General features: G+C 61.3%; 19 protein-coding genes. 3 read left to right on the top strand and 16 right to left on the bottom strand.

Features of this window, described 5'->3' with window-relative positions; genetic code table 11:
• The first annotated feature begins 28 nt into the window (after positions 1-28).
• Both aceB and HH303_RS08045 read left to right on the top strand, forming a co-directional pair.
• Positions 29-1,639, top strand: coding sequence for a malate synthase A (aceB, locus tag HH303_RS08050; RefSeq protein ID WP_169624717.1), 1,611 nt, complete (start codon positions 29-31; stop codon positions 1,637-1,639).
• Between the two features lie 111 nt (positions 1,640-1,750).
• Entirely contained in the window at positions 1,751-3,199 is a 1,449-nt protein-coding gene (locus tag HH303_RS08045) for a TrkH family potassium uptake protein (protein ID WP_169624716.1), read from the top strand.
• Here the strand turns inward: HH303_RS08045 and HH303_RS08040 are convergent.
• From HH303_RS08040 to purC, 14 genes are all read right to left on the bottom strand, one after another.
• Complete coding sequence (locus HH303_RS08040) at positions 3,196-4,029, bottom strand: glycosyltransferase (protein ID WP_169624715.1); 834 nt, start codon at positions 4,027-4,029, stop codon at positions 3,196-3,198. The two genes, HH303_RS08045 and HH303_RS08040, sit on opposite strands and share 4 nt — an antisense overlap.
• 23 nt (positions 4,030-4,052) lie before the next feature.
• Positions 4,053-4,466 (bottom strand): YeeE/YedE family protein, encoded by a 414-nt coding sequence (locus HH303_RS08035; RefSeq protein ID WP_169624714.1) that lies wholly within the window; start codon positions 4,464-4,466, stop codon positions 4,053-4,055.
• 13 nt (positions 4,467-4,479) lie between these two features.
• On the bottom strand, positions 4,480-4,899 hold the full coding sequence (locus tag HH303_RS08030; protein ID WP_169624713.1) for a YeeE/YedE family protein: 420 nt from the start codon (positions 4,897-4,899) through the stop codon (positions 4,480-4,482).
• A gap of 75 nt (positions 4,900-4,974) precedes the next feature.
• On the bottom strand, positions 4,975-6,810 hold the full coding sequence (locus HH303_RS08025; protein ID WP_169624712.1) for a protein kinase domain-containing protein: 1,836 nt from the start codon (positions 6,808-6,810) through the stop codon (positions 4,975-4,977).
• Positions 6,807-7,586 carry a PP2C family serine/threonine-protein phosphatase gene (locus tag HH303_RS08020; RefSeq protein ID WP_169624711.1) on the bottom strand — a complete coding sequence of 260 codons (780 nt, stop codon included), beginning with the start codon at positions 7,584-7,586 and terminating at the stop codon, positions 6,807-6,809. The genes HH303_RS08025 and HH303_RS08020 overlap by 4 nt, the downstream gene beginning before the upstream one ends.
• On the bottom strand, positions 7,583-8,254 hold the full coding sequence (locus HH303_RS08015) for a vWA domain-containing protein (RefSeq protein ID WP_169624710.1): 672 nt from the start codon (positions 8,252-8,254) through the stop codon (positions 7,583-7,585). The genes HH303_RS08020 and HH303_RS08015 overlap by 4 nt, the downstream gene beginning before the upstream one ends.
• A 202-nt stretch (positions 8,255-8,456) precedes the next feature.
• Positions 8,457-9,173, bottom strand: coding sequence for a substrate-binding periplasmic protein (locus HH303_RS08010; protein WP_169624709.1), 717 nt, complete (start codon positions 9,171-9,173; stop codon positions 8,457-8,459).
• Positions 9,174-9,482: 309 nt separating this feature from the next.
• Positions 9,483-9,818 carry a Grx4 family monothiol glutaredoxin gene (grxD, locus tag HH303_RS08005; RefSeq protein ID WP_169624708.1) on the bottom strand — a complete coding sequence of 112 codons (336 nt, stop codon included), beginning with the start codon at positions 9,816-9,818 and terminating at the stop codon, positions 9,483-9,485.
• A gap of 14 nt (positions 9,819-9,832) precedes the next feature.
• Positions 9,833-10,072 carry a BolA family protein gene (locus HH303_RS08000; RefSeq protein ID WP_169624707.1) on the bottom strand — a complete coding sequence of 80 codons (240 nt, stop codon included), beginning with the start codon at positions 10,070-10,072 and terminating at the stop codon, positions 9,833-9,835.
• Positions 10,073-10,101: 29 nt separating this feature from the next.
• Complete coding sequence (purL, locus tag HH303_RS07995) at positions 10,102-12,315, bottom strand: phosphoribosylformylglycinamidine synthase subunit PurL (protein ID WP_169624706.1); 2,214 nt, start codon at positions 12,313-12,315, stop codon at positions 10,102-10,104.
• Positions 12,316-12,399: 84 nt separating this feature from the next.
• Positions 12,400-12,915 carry a PAS domain-containing protein gene (locus HH303_RS07990; RefSeq protein ID WP_169624705.1) on the bottom strand — a complete coding sequence of 172 codons (516 nt, stop codon included), beginning with the start codon at positions 12,913-12,915 and terminating at the stop codon, positions 12,400-12,402.
• Between the two features lie 88 nt (positions 12,916-13,003).
• Positions 13,004-13,696 carry a phosphoribosylformylglycinamidine synthase subunit PurQ gene (gene purQ, locus HH303_RS07985; RefSeq protein WP_169624704.1) on the bottom strand — a complete coding sequence of 231 codons (693 nt, stop codon included), beginning with the start codon at positions 13,694-13,696 and terminating at the stop codon, positions 13,004-13,006.
• A 6-nt stretch (positions 13,697-13,702) separates the two neighbouring features.
• Positions 13,703-13,945, bottom strand: a complete 243-nt coding sequence (purS, locus tag HH303_RS07980) for a phosphoribosylformylglycinamidine synthase subunit PurS (protein ID WP_169624703.1) — start codon at positions 13,943-13,945, stop codon at positions 13,703-13,705.
• 39 nt (positions 13,946-13,984) lie between these two features.
• Positions 13,985-14,749: a phosphoribosylaminoimidazolesuccinocarboxamide synthase gene (purC, locus tag HH303_RS07975; RefSeq protein WP_169624702.1), complete on the bottom strand. Its 765-nt coding sequence runs from the start codon at positions 14,747-14,749 to the stop codon at positions 13,985-13,987.
• Positions 14,750-14,986: 237 nt separating this feature from the next.
• Here purC and HH303_RS07970 point away from each other — a divergent pair, with 237 nt between their 5' ends.
• Positions 14,987-15,310: a DUF1476 domain-containing protein gene (locus tag HH303_RS07970; RefSeq protein ID WP_169624701.1), complete on the top strand. Its 324-nt coding sequence runs from the start codon at positions 14,987-14,989 to the stop codon at positions 15,308-15,310.
• Between the two features lie 58 nt (positions 15,311-15,368).
• Here the strand turns inward: HH303_RS07970 and HH303_RS07965 are convergent, their stop codons facing one another.
• Positions 15,369-17,507, bottom strand: coding sequence for a hypothetical protein (locus HH303_RS07965; RefSeq protein ID WP_169624700.1), 2,139 nt, complete (start codon positions 17,505-17,507; stop codon positions 15,369-15,371).
• Positions 17,464-18,780, bottom strand: a complete 1,317-nt coding sequence (purB, locus tag HH303_RS07960) for an adenylosuccinate lyase (protein WP_169624699.1) — start codon at positions 18,778-18,780, stop codon at positions 17,464-17,466. The genes HH303_RS07965 and purB overlap by 44 nt, the downstream gene beginning before the upstream one ends.
• Between the last annotated feature and the right edge of the window lie 19 nt (positions 18,781-18,799).

The raw sequence follows: 18,799 nt of genomic DNA, 5'->3' as shown, positions 1-18,799 counted from the left end.
CGCAAGGCACCAAGGAAGGAACCGATCCATGACTGTTAAGACCGCCACGACGGAAGGCGTCGCCCTGACCGGCGCGATGAAGCCCGGTTACGAGACCGTACTGACCGATGAGGCCGTGGCCTTCATCGCCCATCTGGAACGCCTGTTCGGTGAACGCCGCCGCGAGCTTCTGGCCGCGCGGGAAGCCCGTCAGACGAAGATCGATGCCGGGGAACTGCCCGATTTCCTGCCGGAAACCCAATCGGTTCGCGACGGCGATTGGAAAATCGCGCCGCTTCCGGACGATCTGAAGGACCGCCGGGTCGAAATCACCGGCCCGACCGACCGCAAGATGGTCATCAACGCCCTGAATTCCGGCGCTTATGTCTTCATGGCCGATCTTGAGGATTCGAACTGCCCGACCTGGGACAATATGATCGGTGGCCAGATCAATCTGCGCGACGCGGTCAATCGCAGCATCGATTTCAAGGACCCGGCATCCGGCAAGGAATACGCGCTGAAGGACAAGACGGCGGTCCTGTTGGTCCGCCCGCGCGGCTGGCATTTGGAAGAAAAGCATATCGCGGTCGACGGTCTGCCCATGTCGGGCGGGATCGTCGATTTCGGCCTGTATTTCTTTCACAATCACGCGGCGCTGAAGGCCCGTGGCACGGGGCCGTACTTCTATCTGCCGAAGATGGAAAGCCATCTGGAAGCGCGCTTGTGGAACGATATCTTCGTAGAAGCGCAATCCTATCTGGGCGTGCCGAAAGGGACCATCAAGGCGACGGTGCTGATCGAAACGATCCTGGCCGCGTTCGAAATGGACGAAATCCTGTATGAATTGCGGGATCATTCGGCGGGCCTGAACTGCGGGCGCTGGGATTATATTTTCTCCATCATCAAGAAGTTCCGCCGCAATGCGGATTTCGTCATGCCGGACCGGTCCCTGGTCACGATGACGGTGCGGAACATGCGGGCCTATTCCCTGCTGGCCGTCAAAACCTGTCACAAGCGCGGCGCACCCTGCATCGGCGGTATGGCGGCGCAAATTCCGGTAAAGGGCGACGAAACCGCGAATGCGGCGGCCTTCGCCAAGGTGAAGGCGGATAAGGAGCGGGAGGCGAATGACGGCCATGACGGCAGTTGGGTCGCCCATCCGGGGCTTGTGCCGGTCGCGCTGGACGCGTTCAACGCGGTGATGAAGGGGCCGAACCAGATCGACCGTCTGCGCGACGACGTGACCGTGACAGCGGAAGACCTGTTGGCCGTCCCGGAAGGCGGGATTACCGAAGCCGGGGTCCGCACGAATATCCAGGTCGGCATCCGCTATACGGAAGCCTGGCTGGGCGGCAACGGCTGTGTGCCGCTGTTCAATCTGATGGAAGATGCGGCGACGGCGGAAATCTCCCGCGCGCAATTGTGGCAATGGGCGAAGCACGGCGCCGTGACGGTCGAGGGGATCAAGCTGGGGCGCGAGGCGATTTCCGGCATGATCGCGGAAGAAATGAAGAAGATCGAAGCCGATGCCGGCGGCAGCCTTGCCGGGACCCGCTTCGTTCAGGCGGGCAAGCTGTTTGAAAAGATGGCGCTGGCGGAAGATTTTCCGACCTTCCTGACCCTGCCTGCCTATGAAATGGTTTTGGCCGATGGAGGCTGATTGCGGAAATTATTTCCCTTTCGCGTTCCGTGGCGTAGCTTACCCCACACCCCGGCAGCAACCAGCGCCGGGGTGTGATTTTATCGCGGTAATGGCTGTTTGGGGTTTTCCATGATCGACCTCCGTCCGGTCGTCCATATCCTCGGTTGGATATCGGGGCTGATCGGGGCAATGCTGTTCCTGCCCGCCGCGGCGGATGCCATGGCGGACAATCCGGATTGGCGGCCCTTCGCGGAGTCCGGCGCGTTCGCGCTGGTACTCGGACTCTCGCTCGCCATCGCGACGATGCGCACCAAACCGCTGTCGCTGGATTTGCGGCAGGCCTTCCTGGTTACCGTCCTGGGCTGGATCGTCGTCGCCGTTCTGGGCGCGATCCCGATGATGGGGATCGGCATCGGTTTCGTAGACGCGCTGTTCGAGGCGATGTCCGGGATCACGACAACCGGCTCTACCGTGATCGTCGGCCTCGACTCCCTGCCGCCGGGCCTGTTGCTCTGGCGGGCGATCCTGCAATGGATCGGGGGGATCGGGATCATCGCCATCGCCATCCTGATCCTGCCGCTGCTGCGTGTCGGCGGCATGCAGATGTTCAAGATCGAAAGTTCAGACGTCTCCCTGGAAAAGGTGTCGACGGCGGTAAAGACCATCGTCTGGTTGGCGGTGATCTATGCCGCGCTGACCTCCCTCTGCGGGGCGTTGTATTTTGTCTTTGGGATGAGTGGTTTCGACGCCGTTACCCATGCCATGACGACGCTGTCTACAGGCGGCTATTCCACCCATGACGATTCCTTCGGCCATTTCCCGCAAGCGTCGCTGCATTGGATTGCGGTGACCTTCATGGTCCTCGGCGGATTGCCGTTCGGTCTCTATATCAAGGAACTCCAGGGCAAAGGCCTGTCGTTGTTGTCGGATCAGCAGGTGCGCGGCTTCCTGATTTTCCTGTTTTGCGCGGGGATGGGGTTGGCGATCTGGCTGGTCGACAATCTGGGCGTTAGTTTCGGGGAAGCGTTGACGATTTCCTTCTTCAACGTTGTCTCCATCGTCACGACGACCGGTTTTGCTTCCGAGGATTACGGCCAATGGGGACACGGGCCCGCCGGGTTTTTCCTGGTGCTGATGTTCGTCGGCGGCTGTTCCGGATCGACGTCGGGCGCGATCAAGATTTACCGCTTCCAGGTCCTGTTCCTATTCGTGAATGCGCATTTGAAGCGCCTGTTCAGTCCGAACCGGGTCATCCCGCTGCGCTATAACGGTCGCAGTCTCAGCGAGGACGTGGCGATGTCCGTCCTGGCCTTCCTGGCGGTGTTCGTAGCGACGATCGCGGTAGTGACGGTCATTCTGGCGGCGCTGGGCCTCGATCTCGTGACGGCCTATTCGGCCAGCGTGACGGCGATTACCAATGTCGGTCCGGGGCTGGGGCCGGTGGTCGGACCGGCGGGGAATTTCGCCGGTCTACCCGATGCCGCGAAACTGGTACTGACCGGCGCAATGCTTGCGGGCCGGTTGGAAGTTCTGGCCTTGCTGGTCGTGCTGAGCCCGGATTTCTGGCACTATGGCTAGGCGATCCGCGTGCCGGTTTCCTCAAAAATCCAGTCGCGCCGGTGGCCGTGGGCGACGTCTCCCGGTCTGATGCGGTAGCGGACGGTCGCTTGGCCGCTTTCCCCCCAGCGATACTCCTGTGAGAGTTGATGAAAGACGGATCGATCCGGCTCTGGGGTCGGCAAATCTGCAAGGGGGTGGGCCCAGAAGCGCAAGACGGGCTCGCAGGCGATTTTGTCGATCATCAGGCAGTTCGGATCGACGAAACCGCCGCAATGGGTGTTATAGACACCGCGCCCCGGTCCGACGGATTCCCACCGGTCGATACAATGGGGGCTTCCGGTTTCCGGGTCCACATACCGGCGCAGGGAAAAGGCCCAATCCTGTCCGTCGATTGCCGTGCGCAGGCTGGATAGATGCGCCGGATCCCACCAATTGTCGTCGTCCAGATAGGCGACATAGCGGCTATTCGCCAGATAGCTCAACACCGTGCGCAAGGCGCCGCCGTCATGGGCAGGATGCATGCCGCCATGCCGTTTGGATGTGGAATAGCCGGGGTCCAGGACCGTCACCACGCAATGGGCGGGCTGTCCCGCAACGGCCTGGCTGAGTAGGGTGCGGGGCGCATCGGATTGATCGACGCCGATTAGGATATGGATACGGCCTTGAAAATCCTGCGCGAAGACAGACTGTACCGCCTGCGCCAGCGTTGGGCGCAGGATCGTCGGAATGACAACGGCCATGTCGAAGGGATCGCGTAGGACCGCCCCGGCATGGCCGATGTGCACAGCCGCAGGATTTTGCGTCAGGGTCGGTTGCTGTCCCCCGACTTTCCCCACGGCATCAACCATACTGCCACCCGTTGTCGTTCGCGTTACCGTTCCAGAACCACGCGGTAGACTAACATGCCGCCCAGCATGGCACCGACGAAAATGAGGATGTCGGTCGTGCCGGTGACGAGGGCCGCGACCGCCGGACCGGGGCACAGGCCCGCAATTCCCCAGCCAAGGCCGAACAGAACAGCCCCCGCGATCAGACGCGGGTCGATTTGTTTTTGCGTCGGCGTCTGGAAGGCGGTCGCGAAGAGAGGGGCGGACCGGGCCGCCGCCAGCCTGTAACTGATGAAACTGACGGCCAGCGCCCCGCCCATGACGAAGGCGAGGCTGGGATCCCAATTGCCCAGCATGTCGAGGAAGCCGACGACTTTCGCCGGGTTCATCATGCCGGAAATGGCGAGACCGGCACCGAACAGCAGACCGGAAATCAGGGATGTGAGGACGGATTTCATGGCTCTGGCTCGCTTACAGGACGTGTCGAATGACGAAGACGGTCACCAAGGCGACCGCGAAAAACGTGCATGTCGCGACGAGAGATCGCAGCGATCCGCGCGACAGGCCGCACACGCCGTGCCCGCTGGTGCAGCCGGAGCCGAGCCGCGTGCCGAAACCGACCAGAAGGCCCGCGACGACCAACCAGGGCCAATCCGCCACCTGCATCTCAACCGCGGGCGGCATGCCGTAACCATAGAACAGCGCGGCGGCGCCCAGCAGCAGACCGACAACAAAGGCTGCGCGGATTGGGCGTCCCGTGCCGTCGGTCATCAGGCCGCCGACGATGCCGCTGATTCCGGCGATCCGGCCGATCCCGAGATAGTAGACCAATGCCGACAAACCGATCAGGCCGCCGCCGATCAGGGCGGAGACCGGGGTAAAGTTTTCCATCTAAGACTGCTCCTTGGCTGGCGCCGCTTGCGAAAGCGCGTTCGAAATCGCGTTCCGCCGTGGCCTTGTCCGGGGTCAGGGGGCGAGAAATGCCGGGCGCAAAAGAGACCCGGCGGCCGGTCCCAGATACCGTTGCCGCTTTGGCGGATGTGCTATACAAATATATTCATTAATTTGTATATGTTCAAGGTTCGGCACAATCAATTCGGCCAGGACACGCTGTGCCGGATGGTCCAGAGGAATCGCCGTTTCCCCGCGAATGCGCATGGCGGCGATACTGCAAAGGACATGCCCGGTTTCCGTGTCGATTAGGGTCAACGGCGGTATGCGCGCCGGTCGGCTGACAGACACGATCAGCGACGGTGGGCGCAGGCCGGACCAGCCGGGGCTGATCCGATAGGACAGGGTTATCGCGTGTTGTGTCCCTTCCCTTGCCTGCATCGGGGGCATGCGTCGCACGGATGCCGCTTCGGTTCGAACCGGCTGCGACGCAGGGGGTACGGACACCGATTCCGACAGTATCGGACGTGCCGGAATCGGTGGAATGCTGAGTGTCGCGTCGTCCGCGGCCTCTATCGAGCGTCGAATGGCGATGGGATCGTGATCGGCCTCATGCCGGAAGAACGAGCTATCGGACAATAGGGGGAGCATACCGGACAGGCTGGCCAGCATTCCGGTATCGCCGTTGTTCTGCGCTATACGCCATTGGTCCAGTGCGGTCAGGGCGGCATCCATTTCCGCTAGCCGGGAGTGCAGCGAATGCAGCTCCGCGCGTCGTTGCAGGACTGGATTTCCGTGCCACAGATCGCGGGCCATGCGGCTGTCGCCACGTGCCATGGCCCTGTCGAAGGCCAGGATCAGCGCGGCAAAGGGATCGGTTTGTCCCTTGGCGGGGGGGAAGATATCGGGCAGACCGTGGTGCACGCGGGCACACCACGGGCAAGTGTCGATCGACACATCGTACAGATGGTTCGAATTGGCGGCGCAGGTCTCCAGGTCCGCCAGCGCCAGACAGGCGGCGGCCTGCCAATCGGACGGGCTGGGCCGTCGATCCGGATCGGTGGCACCCGCGACGAAGGCCTGACGGAAGAGGTCGGCCAGTTCGGGAGACAGCGTGTCCGGGCCGGGCAGTCCGGGGATCGGGCGCAATTTCGCCCCCGCGCGATAGGGCCAGTCGCCGCTGCGGATCAGGTGATCGCGCGGTGGCGGTTCGCCACCGCCCATCCATTCGCCGGTCCAGGGATGGCTACCGGTCAGCAATTGATACAGCAATACCGCCAGTCCGAACCGATCGGCACTGTCCGTGCGCGGGCCGGAATCGAAACGTCGGCCGATCCATTCCGGAGCGGTGAAACCTTCCGTCCCGACGGGGCATAAATGGACCGTGCCGTCAGTGTCGCGAAACTGAATGGAATCGCAGTCGATCAGGGTGACCCGGGCACGTTTGTCGATCAGGATGTTTTCCGGACGAATATCGCCGACGATGAACCCTTGATCGTGCAGGCAATCGAACAGGAACGCGATATTCGCCGCAACGGCATGCAGGAAATGCAGGTTCATTTCCGCCGCGTGACGGACACGCAGTTTCGGATTGGCCAGGACCGTCAGGCTGCGGGCGTCCGCGACTTCCGGTAGGATTACGCCGACCGCATCGCCGCGCATGTTCCTCACCGTTTCCAAGGGCCAAGCGAAGTTCCTGTGATCCGGGTCCAAGGACGGGTCTTCGGGTCGGTGGGAGACGACTCGTTCGAGCTTGCGGCGTTGCGCCGCGTCCGTGCGGTGATGAAGTTTAATTAAATGGCCATCCTGTCCGCCATGCCGGTAAAGGGTAGCTTCGCCGCTTTCCGAGAGTTTTGCACCCAGAGGGATCGGCGTGCCGCTGTCATCCAGAATGTCGGGGCGGGACGTCATGCCAAACTACCGATACGCCCGCAGACGAGCAGGGCGACATCGTCGTCGACACGGGCCGTTAAGCGCTCCGATGCCAGAAATTCCCGGATACCGTCGTGGATTTCTCCGGCCCCGTCGGACATGTGGGCGAACTGATCCATGGGACGGAAGAAATTGGCATGCGGTTGTCCCAGGCGTTGATCCAAGGAAACGCTGGCGAGGCCGTCGGTCGCGGCGCTTAGGAACTGAACTTCCTTTTCCCAGACGGAAAGGCGCAGTCGTGTTTCCGCATCGACGTCGGTTACGAAACTGGTCTCGTTCGCATACTCGCCACGATCCGGCGCAATCAGCATTTCATAGGATCCGCGACCGGATCGCGCAACGACGAAGCCGTCACCGATCTGGGCAGCGGCGACACTACCGGGGGTCAGGGCGATAACGGTCAGGGTGCAGGCCAGATCGCCCAGGGTGAGGTTGTTGTCATTCGCGGCGTCCGTCAGCGCAGCGCGAACGGCGGAGACAACCTCGCCCAACAGCTTCGATAGGTCACCGGCATCGCGAAACCGTTCCTGTTCCAACCGGCGCTTGGCTTCCGACAGGGCGGCTTCGACCGCGACGCGGGCACCCAGCCGGCTGTGCGGGGCGGACCCGGCCCCGTCCGCTATCGCGGCGATCAGGGTTTCCCCATCGGGCATCAACAGGCGGCCGTAATCCTGGCAGGGGATACCCGCGCGTCGATGCGACGGTCCCTGGCGATAGTCCAAAGCGGCTTTCCATAGCGGGCGATGGGCGTTCATGGCCGGATCTCCGCCCAGCCGGTGACCGGCGGCAGCGCGAGGGTCTCACCGCCGATACGGCTCATCGATACGCGCCGGACACTGGCCGACAGCCATTGGAACAGGTCACGGAATTTCAGGCCCTGGAGCATCAGGGGCGGACGGTTGGGGGAGGCGATGTCCCGCAGGATCGCCATATCCGCGCCCTGAACGCCGACGGTGAAGAAGGTCACGCGGCCCAGTAAATCGGCTTCCTGCATTGATAGGGCCGCTTCCTGCCACGCGATGCCGTCGGTCGGTGCGCCGTCGGTGATCAAGAAAATCCAGGGTCGGTAATAATGGATGCCGTTCGCCCGATAGACGGCCTTGCGGGCATCGACCATCCGCAGGCCGAGGTCGAGCGCATCGCCCATCGGCGTGTCGCCGCTGGCTTCCAGCGTTGGCGGTCCCAATTCGTCGATGGTGCAGAAATCCTGCACAAGGCGGGCCTCTCCGCCAAAGGAGATGACCGACAGCTCGACGCGAAGGCTGGCCAGTTCGTCGCAAAGGATTTGATGGTGGAAGGCTCGTAATCCGGCGTTCAATTCGGCGATCGGTTCGCCGCGCATGGATGCGGACGTGTCCAGCAGCAACGTGACCGGACAACGATTTTCCGGGTTCTGTACGAATTCCGGTAGCCCAAACCCCATAGCGTTCTCAACGCCTCGTGCCAGACGGTTCGCCGCATCGCCCCGCTTTTCGGGGCAGAATCACCGATTCGCGATGCAGTTTTCATGCCAGCATATCAAGACGAATCAAATATTAAACAGTAAAGTTAAGTGATGGGTCGGCATTTTCGGGTAGGTGGGGAAGCGCGGTAAAATAGAATCAAGGATTCGAAATGCGGACGGGTTAGCGGTAACGGTTCCGAATATCGTCGATCATGCCGTCTGCAAGATGGTCCATGATGGATTGGTTCAAGGCGTCGACCTTGTCTACCCAGGCGGATTTCTTGGAAAAGGCAAAATACAGCGGCACATCGGCGCCCGGTTGGTAGGGAGCCGGCACGATCCGGTCCTTATAACCTAACCGCTTGATATCATAGGCGGCGTTCGGATTGGTCCCGATATAGGTGTCGATCCGCCCGCCGAGCAGCATCGGCAATAATTGCCGTTCCTCGCCTACCGGAGTCTTGCGGATCGACAGGTCACTATTGAACGGTTCGAAATAGTGCGACGCGGTGACATATCCGACCTGTAGGTCGTGAAGGTCGTCATAGTCCTGCAGGCGGTCCTCCTGCCCCGCGCGAACGTGAAAGACGACGGACACTTTGTCATAGGGGGTCGGTGCATAGTCCATATAGGATGATCGTTCCATATTGAAGGCGATGCTTGCCATCAGGTCCAGGCGTCCGGCCTTCATTTCCTTCAGGCACCGGATGAAGGTGCATCGTACCTCCACCAGGGTTGCGCCAAGATCCTGTGCGATCAACGTCGCGATATCGATATTGATTCCGGAAATCCTGCTGCGCTCGATAATGGAAAAGGGGGCCCAATCTATAACGGCGAAGCGGAGTTCCGGTGGCCCGGCATGGGTTGATGGAGGGAGGGCAAGCCCCGAGACGACCATAAAACAGCAGGCCATCCCGAATGCTACAGCGCGTCGTATCTTCGTCCATTGCCGCATGGCGCTAGGACCGATCCGCATACTTCCCCCTACCGTATGGCCACTCCCCAATCGGACCATAGGCGAATTGCGGTATCATAGGAATGCTTATTTGCCTAAGCATAGGAAAACAGGGCATTTTTACGATTAATGGTTTTATAAAAAAATGGGAAGGTTATCCATGCGGGTGCCTGGTCTGCAAAAAGAAACGCCGCCCCGGCGCATGCCGACGCGACGTTTCCTGATGCCTGAACGGCGCCTGATCCGGGCAAATTACGCCTCGACGGCGATGCCCTTGCTGTTCAGCAGGTCGCCCAGTTCGCCGGTTTCGAACATTTCCCGTACGATGTCACAGCCGCCGACGAATTCGCCTTTGACATAAAGCTGCGGAATCGTCGGCCATTGGGAAAATTCCTTGATGCCTTCGCGCACGGACATATCGTCCAGGACATTCACGCCCTTGAACGGAACGCCCAAGTGATTCAAGACCTGAACCACTGCGGCGGAAAAGCCGCATTGCGGGAAGACCGGCGTGCCTTTCATGAACAGGACGACGTCGCTGCCCGTGATTTCGCCTTCGATGCGTTCTTTAACCTGACCGTCCATCATACTGATCCTCTTCTTTACGCATCTTCGCGGACTGCGGTCTGCAGCGCGAGCGCGTGTAGTTCATTTCCCATCCTGCCCTGCAGCGCGTTGTAGACCATCTGGTGCTGCTGGACGCGTGACTTTCCGGCAAAGGCGGCCGATTTCACATAGGCGGCGTAATGGTCGCCATCGCCGCGCAGATCGTTGATGATGACTTCGGCGTCCGGGAGGGCTTCCTTGATAAAGCGCTCAATTTCGCCTGCATTCATCGCCATTCGGTAATCCTCCGCCTAGGCTGTTTCGCTCAATTCCACGTCTCGCCGGCCATATAGGACGGCAGCGGCGCTTCATGGGTCTTCGCCAGTTGTTCCAGCGATATGGTGTCGCCGCCGGGAAGCGTCAACGAGCGTCCCATGGAGATACCGACACGATGTGCCGGGACACCCGCCGCCTTCGCCGCAGACAGGACTGCTTTTTCGTCCTTCACGGCGACAAGGTAGCGCGCCTGATCCTCGCCGTATAGCCATGCCGTGATGCCCATGCCGGGCGGGGCGGCGTCCAGCGTCGCGCCGATGCCGCCGGCCAGCACCATTTCGGCGACGGCGACAGCCAGGCCGCCGTCGGATAGATCGTGGCAGGCGGCAATCAGTTTCTGGGAAATCAGGTCGCGCACAAAATCGCCGTTGCGCCGTTCGATCGTCAGGTCGACCGGCGGCGGTGCACCTTCGTCCTTGCCCACGACATCGCGCAGATAGATGGAGCGGCCCAGATGCCCCTGGGTTTCTCCGATAAGGATCAGGATCAAACCGGTTTCCGTGAGGCCGAGGCCGACGGAGTTCGCGGCATCCTCAATCAGGCCGACGCCGCCAATAACCGGGGTCGGCAAGATCGCCTCGCCATTGGTTTCGTTGTAGAGCGAGACGTTGCCGGAGACGACCGGGAAATCCAGCGTTTTGGCGGCCGCGCTCATGCCTTTAACGGCGCCGACGAACTGCCCCATGATTCGGGGGCGTTCGGGATTGCCGAAGTTCATATTGTTGGTGATCGCCAGCGGCTTCGCGCCGGTCGCGGTGATATTGCGCCAAGCTTCGGCCACCGCCTGCGCGCCGCCCGTGATCGGGTCGGCCAGACAATAGCGTGGGGTGCAATCGACGGTAACGGCCAGAGCCTTCGACTTGCCGGGCAGGCGCACGATGGCGGAATCCGCCGCGCCGGGCGTTTGCACCGTCTCGCCGCCGATCAGGTGGTCATACTGCTCCCAGATCCAACGGCGGGAGCACAGGTCCGGCGATGCCATCAGTTTCTTGAGGGCCGCGCCCGCGGATAGGGAGGATGCGACATCCTCCGATTTGACGACCGGGGACGACGGGGTCGGCTCCCAGGGGCGCTCATACATGGGGGACGCATCGACCAACGGCGCGACCGGAATTTCACCGGCGGTTTCGCCATACCATTTCAGGGTCAGGTTGCCGGTATCGGTCACCGTGCCGACAACGGCGAAATCCAGCTCCCACTTGTCGAAGATGGCCTTCGCCTCCGCCTCCCGGCCCGGCTTCAGCACCATCAGCATGCGTTCCTGGCTTTCCGACAGCATCAGTTCGTAAGGCGTCATGCCTTCTTCGCGCATCGGCACCTTATCGAGTTCCAGTTCGATCCCGACACCGCCCTTATCCGCCATTTCGACGGAGGAGGAGGTGAGGCCCGCCGCCCCCATATCCTGGATAGACACGATGGCGTCCGTGGCCATCAGTTCCAGGCAGGCTTCCAGCAGCAGCTTTTCGGTGAAGGGGTCGCCGACCTGAACGGTAGGGCGTTTCTCTTCCGAATCCTCGGAAAATTCGGCGGAGGCCATGGTCGCGCCGTGAATACCGTCGCGGCCGGTTTTCGAGCCGACATAGACGACCGGATTCCCAATACCCGAAGCCTTCGAATAAAAGATCTTGTCGGTGCGGGCGAGGCCGACCGTCATGGCGTTGACCAGGATATTGCCATTATAGGCCTTGTCGAAGTTCACTTCGCCGCCGACCGTCGGGATGCCCATGCAGTTGCCGTATCCGCCGATCCCGGCGACGACACCGGAAACGAGGTGCCGGGTCTTGGCATGCGCGGGCTCCCCGAAGCGCAGCGCGTTCAAGTTCGCGATTGGTCGCGCGCCCATGGTGAACACGTCGCGCATGATGCCGCCAACGCCCGTCGCCGCGCCCTGATAGGGTTCGATGAAGCTGGGGTGGTTGTGGCTTTCGATCTTGAAGACCGCCGCATCGCCGTCGCCGATATCGACGACACCCGCATTCTCACCCGGCCCCTGGATGACCTGCGGCCCTTCCGTCGGCAGCGTTTTCAGCCAAACGCGCGAGGATTTGTAGGAACAATGTTCCGACCACATGACGGAAAAGATGCCGAGTTCCGTGATATTCGGCGCCCGGCCGAGGATATCGAGAACGGTCTTGTATTCGTCCGAAGTCAGGCCGTGTTCGGCCACGATTTCGGGCGTGATGTCTACTTGCGGCAGCGACATGGAATCCCTTCCGTCTGGGGCTGATCGGGAACGCGCGTTTCCTAGCCCGACTCAGCCGGAAATGCAAAGGATACGGTACGGATTTTATAGGCTGTGATAGTCGACGAAGCAGAGGATTTTCGCGACCTGTGCTTTGTCATCCCCGGAAAGAGGGCAGCCGAGAACTTCGGCGCGCAAAAAGGACCGGTGAGGGCCGATATAGGGGATTTTCGTATAACGCGGCGTTCGGGCTTCCGTGACGGTGCGCATGAAGTTCCAAATCTCGGAGTCAGGGCCGCGCGTATCGACTTCACGCCAGGGAATGCCGGTGTAACAGCGTGAATTATGGTGCTGAACCGTTGCGCCGGTAATCCGTTCGACGAAATCCATCGGGTCGCGCAGAACGTCCACCATCACCACATGGCCCAGAATGTGACGGATTTCGTCCGGTTGGATATCGCGTCTGGCGGGCATTTCGGTGCCGGCACATCGACTGCGCCAATAGTCCAATCCATTGATCAGGATCGGACCGGCATGCGCCAAAAAGGCGGCATCGGCGCTTGTGTCCCCGTCGGAAGCGGTCGACAGGGTTAAGGGTCCGATGGGTTGAATCTCGTTCATAGTAACGGACTCGCATGTTGCCCCACCCACCGACCGTAAGGTCGGAAGTGTACCCCTCCAAACCGATTTTATATCAGATTTCAGGCAACTAGGCCAGGATTGCGGTGGCCAGGCTCTGGAAAATGGGAAGACCTTCGGTCCCGCCGGCCATCGGGTCGATAGCGTTTTCCGGATGGGGCATCATGCCCAGGACATTACCGCGCTTGTTCACGATCCCGGCGATGTTGCGCTGGGAGCCGTTCAGGTTCGTTGCGTCGGAGACATTGCCGCGGTCGTCGCAGTAGCGGAACACGACACGACCTTCGCCTTCCAACATATCCAGCGTTTCGTCGTCGGCGTAATAGTTGCCCTCGTTATGGGCGACGGCGACGCGGCTGACCTGACCTTGGGTCAGTTTGCCGGTGAACGGGGCCGCGGATTTTTCGCAGCGGATATGGGTCATCTTGCAGATGAATTTCAGCCCCGCATTGCGCAGCAGCACACCGGGCAGCAGACCGGTTTCCGTGAGAATCTGGAAGCCGTTGCAAACACCCAGGACGGTAACGCCTCGGTCTGCCTGTTCCTTCACGGCGCGCAGGATCGGGGAATTCCCCGCCATGGCGCCGCAGCGCAGGTAATCGCCATAGGAAAAGCCGCCGGGCACGACGATCAGGTCATAACCCGATAGGTCGCGTTCGCCGTGCCAGACCATCGTCGGACGCGTGCCGGATGCGCGTTCCAGCGCGTCCGCCATATCGCGTTCGCGGTTGGTACCCGGGAAGACAGTGATGGCGGCCTTCATGGTCTCTTACTCCGCGATCTCGATGCGGTAATCTTCGATCACCGTATTTGCCAGCAGCTTGCGGCACATCTCATCCAGCGCGGCTTCCGCCTTGGCGCGATCGGTTTCGGCCAGTTCGACCTCGATCAGCTTGCCCTGGCGGACCTCGCCGATGCCGTCGAAGCCCAGGCCTTCCAGCGCATGGCCGATGGCCTTGCCCTGGGGGTCCAGCACACCGCGTTTCAGGGTGACGGTGACATTCGCTTTCATAGTCTGAAACTCCGCTTCGGTCGTGGCCGGTAGGATCGGTTAGTTCGATTCGCCGTCGATGGCTTCGACATTCGCGCCTTCCGGCAGCACCCCCAGACGGCGCGCGACTTCGCGATAGGCTTCTTCGACATTGCCCATATCGCGGCGGAAGCGGTCCTTGTCCATTTTCTCGCCGGTATTGACGTCCCACAGGCGCATGTTGTCCGGGCTCAATTCATCGGCCAGAACGATGCGGACATCGCCGTTTTCGTCGTAGATTCGGCCGAATTCCAGCTTGAAGTCGACCAGTTTGATGCCGATGCCCAGGAAGATACCGGACAGGAAGTCGTTGACGCGCAGCGACATGGCCAGGAAATCGTCGATATCCTGCGGGCTGGCCCAACCGAAGGCGGTGATGTGCTCTTCGGAAATCAGCGGATCGCCCAACTCGTCGGACTTGTAGCAATATTCGACGATGGACCGCGGCAGCGGCGTGCCTTCCGGAATGCCCAGGCGTTTGGCCATGGACCCGGCGGCGACGTTGCGCACGATGACTTCGACCGGAATGATCTCCACCTCGCGGACCAACTGTTCGCGCATGTTCAGGCGGCGCAGGAAATGCGTCGGGATACCCAGATCCTGAAGGCGCAGCATCAGGAATTCGGAAATCCGGTTGTTCAGGACGCCCTTGCCGGTGATCGTGCCCTTCTTTTGATTGTTGAAGGCCGTCGCATCATCCTTGAAATAGCAGACCAGGGTGCCGGGTTCCGGACCCTCGAAAATTACCTTTGCCTTGCCTTCGTAAAGCTGTCTGCGTCGCGCCATGGGTAGGGACCCGCCTTTTGCCGCCAAATGTTGGATTGAGTGCAGCGTATAGCAATCGCCCCCGCGTTTCACAATCGTATCCTTGCCGGTTTCGGGGCATAATGCGGCTAAAATTCGCATTTCGGCATGGATTTCCGTATCCGGCGTTGAACGCGTAAGCCGGAGTCGCTAAATAACGGGGCGAAACAGGAAGGCCCTGGGATGGGTCTTCGCATAACCTGCCAGGGGAAAGACGGTATGAGCCAGTTCGACGAACGCGAAAAGAGCTTCGAAGCCAAGCACAGTCACGACCGTGAACAGGAGTTCAAGGCGATTGCGCGGCGGAACAAGCTTCTGGGCCTCTGGGCCGCCGAACAGATGGGCATCACCGGCGACGCCGCCGACGGATACGCGAAAGAGGTCGTGATGGCCGATTTCGACGAGCCGGGCGATGACGACGTTCTGCGCAAGGTGCTGGGCGACATGCAGGGCAAGGGCATCGATACATCGGAACATCTGATCCGCAAGCAGATGACCGAACTGCTGGACGTTGCGCGGCTTCAGGTTAAGAACGAAGCCTGATCGCATCGGCGATAGCGTTTCGAAAGCCCCTGCCTCGGCGGGGGCTTTTGTTTTGGCGTTAGCTGGGCGGCAGGGGTGTCAGTTCCGGCGCGTCGCCCAATTCTTCGACCGCCTTCGGCATTTCGTCCGGTACTTTTTCCGGTTCGGCTTCTTCCTGTTTGGGCGCCAGGGTTTCGAAATTCGGTTCCAACAGGACACCGTCGCGGATGTCGTTAATCACGTCGATCAGGTCGGAACTGCGATTCGACATGGCGATTGCCACGGCGGCGAGGCCGATGGCCTTGGCCGGGTCCAATCCGATCTTGTCGGTGACTTCCTGACCGAAATTGGGGTCGCCCAGCCGACCCGCCGCCGCCGCCACGCGAATCAGCGCTTGGTAGCGCGGAACGTCGTAACCGCCGTCCGCCGTGCGTTTCAGGTTCGATGTGTTGGGCGGTTCGGGAATCCGCGCCGCGGTGTCATAGGCGCCCAGCAGATCGCCCGCCGCCAATTGCGCGAGGGAGATCGACATCAACGCTTCGTCAAAGCCCGGATCGCCGCGATGTTCGAACGTCGTGCGATAGGCGTTGCTGATGGTCTTTTGCGCATCGGGGATACGGCCGCGTCGGGCTTCCGCGATGGCGACCTGCACCAGGGCCTTCACCTGCGCCGTGTCGCCGGGAATGATTTCCGCCAATTCGCGCGCGCGGCCGAAGATCGCCTGATCCGCCGATTCCAGGCCGACGCGCACTTGGGCGCTCAATACTTTGTCCAGAGCGGTCGGAACGAAAGCCGCCTGATAGGGATAGCCCGTCGGGTCCAATGCTTCCGATAGCAGCGCGCTGGCGCCGACTGGGTCGCCTTCGATACCGCGCCCCTCGGCAGCCGGCGCCATGACCTGCGCCCGCATCCCGACATAGGGTATGTAATCCTTCAGGACGAGGGCTTCCTTAAGCTTCCCCTGATCGATCAGAACGCGCCCCATGCCCAACAGCGCCTCGGCACGGGGGATGTCTTCCGTGATCTTGTAGGCGCTTTCGAAAGCGTCGGCCAACCGTCCGACCGCCGCCTGTCGGGAAACCAGATAGGTTAGGGCGTCGAACCGCTCTTGCTGATCCTCGATCCGGTCCGTTTCCTCCATGGACAGACGGAATAGCGGTACGGCGGCATCCAGATCGCGCTCTCCCAGGGCGGCGGAAACGGCGGCAATGGCGCGGGCCCGATGCGCGCCTTCCGGGACCAACCTGACGATCGCCATGCCACCGCGTTGATCGCCGGTTTCCACCATCTTGGCGGCCAGTTTGATCAAGGCGTCGAAACGCCGGTCCGCGTCGGACGACAGGATCAGTTCCCTGGCATAGGCGAAGGTTTCGACCGCGCCGGGCGTGTCGCCCGCCAGCCGCCGCGCGACCCCGATATCTATCAGAAGGTCGATATTGGTCAGGTCGGTGAAGTCCAGGTTTTTCGCCTGCTGGAAGGTTTCCGCCAAAACGGCGATGGCTTCGGTGATTTCCGCCTGGGTCGGTCTGCCTTTCAGGGCAATTGTCGAAATCTGCTGAAGGGCCGAAATTCGGGCGAGCAGGCCGGGAATGCTGCCCGCCGTTACCTTGGCGTCCTCGATGAATCCGAAGCGGGCGAGGCGCAGTGCCGCCATGTTGATGGTTTCGCCGTCGTCCCGCGGGGCGTTCAAGGTCTGATATTCGGATATCGCGCGTAGGACCCAGTCGCGCGCCTTGGCCGGGTCCTTTTCGACGGCTGCGACATAGTCGGCTATCCAAAGAAACGAGCGTGACCGCCAGATCGTATCGGCGATTCGGCTGGCATTCTCGACCGCCTTGATGGCTTGACGCCGGGCGAGATAGGCACGGACGACGCCGCTTTGCGCCAGGCCGACATCCTCGTCGGATTCCAGGGCCGCGACGGCGAGGAATTGCAGGCGCAGCAACGCGTCGGACAAAACCGCCAGGGTAACGGGATCGACCGCGCTGGACCGGAATCCGTCGCCTGGATCGAAAGTCGGTTTGGAAATGTCTGAGGCGGGACCCGGTTCCTGCCCGGTATCTTGCCCAGTATTCGGTGCGTTATCCTGTTCCGCTTCCTGGGCCAAGACAGGCGTCACCCAGGCCGGAACGGCCAAAAGGGCGAGCGCGACCGCGCCCGCCTTCGGCAGGGAATTAAGCGTCTTCCGCGAAAACCCGGTCCAGGATCGTGTCCACATGCTTTACGTGGTAGCCCAAGTCGAACAATGCGTCGATAGCATCGTCCTGCAAATGACGCGCCACCTCTTCATCCGCTTTTAGCAGATTCTGGAAGCTCTTACCGGTTTTCCAGCTTTCCATCGCATTGCGCTGTACGGCTTTATAGGCGTCTTCGCGGCTCATCCCCGCCTGGGTCAGTTGCAGCAGGACCCGTTGCGAATTGTGCAGACCGCCAAGGCTGTTCAGATTCGCCAGCATGTTTTCCGGGTAGACGACCAGATTTTCCACGACGCCTGCCAGACGGTTCAGCGCGAAATCCAGGGTCACGGTCGCATCCGGGCCGATCATGCGTTCGACGGAAGAATGGGAAATATCCCGTTCGTGCCACAGCGCGACGTTTTCCAGGGCGGGCAGGGCATAGGCCCGGATCATGCGGGCAAGGCCCGTCATGTTTTCGGTCAGCACCGGGTTGCGCTTATGCGGCATGGCGCTGGAGCCTTTTTGGCCCGGCGAGAAATATTCTTCCGCCTCGCGCAATTCGGTGCGCTGCAGATGGCGGATTTCGATGGCCAGATTTTCGATGGACCCGGCGATAACGGCCAGGGTCGCGAAAAAGGCCGCATGACGGTCGCGCGGAATGACCTGGGTCGACATCGGTTCCGGCGTCAGGCCCAGTTTCGCGGCGACATGTTCTTCAACGCGCGGATCGATATTGGCAAAGGTGCCGACGGCGCCGGAAATGGCGCAGGTCGCGATATCCGCGCGGGCGGCGAGCAGCCGGTCGCGGTTGCGTTTGAAGGCGGCATAATGTCCGGCAAGCTTCACGCCGAAGGTCGTCGGTTCCGCATGGATACCGTGAGACCGTCCGATGCAGATGGCTTCCTTGGTCTCGATGGCGCGCTTCTTCAAGGCTGCCAGAACGCGGTCCAGATCGGCCAGCAGGATATCCGCCGCCTGTGTCATCTGCACGGCAAGGCAAGTGTCCAGCACATCGCTGGACGTCATGCCCTGGTGTACGAAACGGGAGTCGGGACCGATATGCTCCGCCAGTTCCGTCAGGAAGGCGATCACGTCGTGTTTGGTGACCCGCTCGATCTCATCGATCTTGGCGATGCGTTCGTCGGTATAGGGCTTGTCGCCGCCGGCCCAGACGGCCTTCGCGGCCTCTTTCGGGATAACGCCCAGATCGGCCAACGCGTCGCAGGCATGGGCCTCGATCAGGAACCAGATGTGGAACCGGTTCGCGGGTTCCCAGATATCGGCCATTTCCTTGCGGCTGTAACGCGGGATCATGCGGCGGTCCTTCCTGACG

Origin of the sequence: Pacificispira spongiicola (assembly GCF_012926505.1) — a bacterium.
GTDB lineage: Bacteria > Pseudomonadota > Alphaproteobacteria > UBA8366 > Aestuariispiraceae > Pacificispira > Pacificispira spongiicola.
This window is presented reverse-complemented; position numbering and strand designations above follow the sequence as displayed.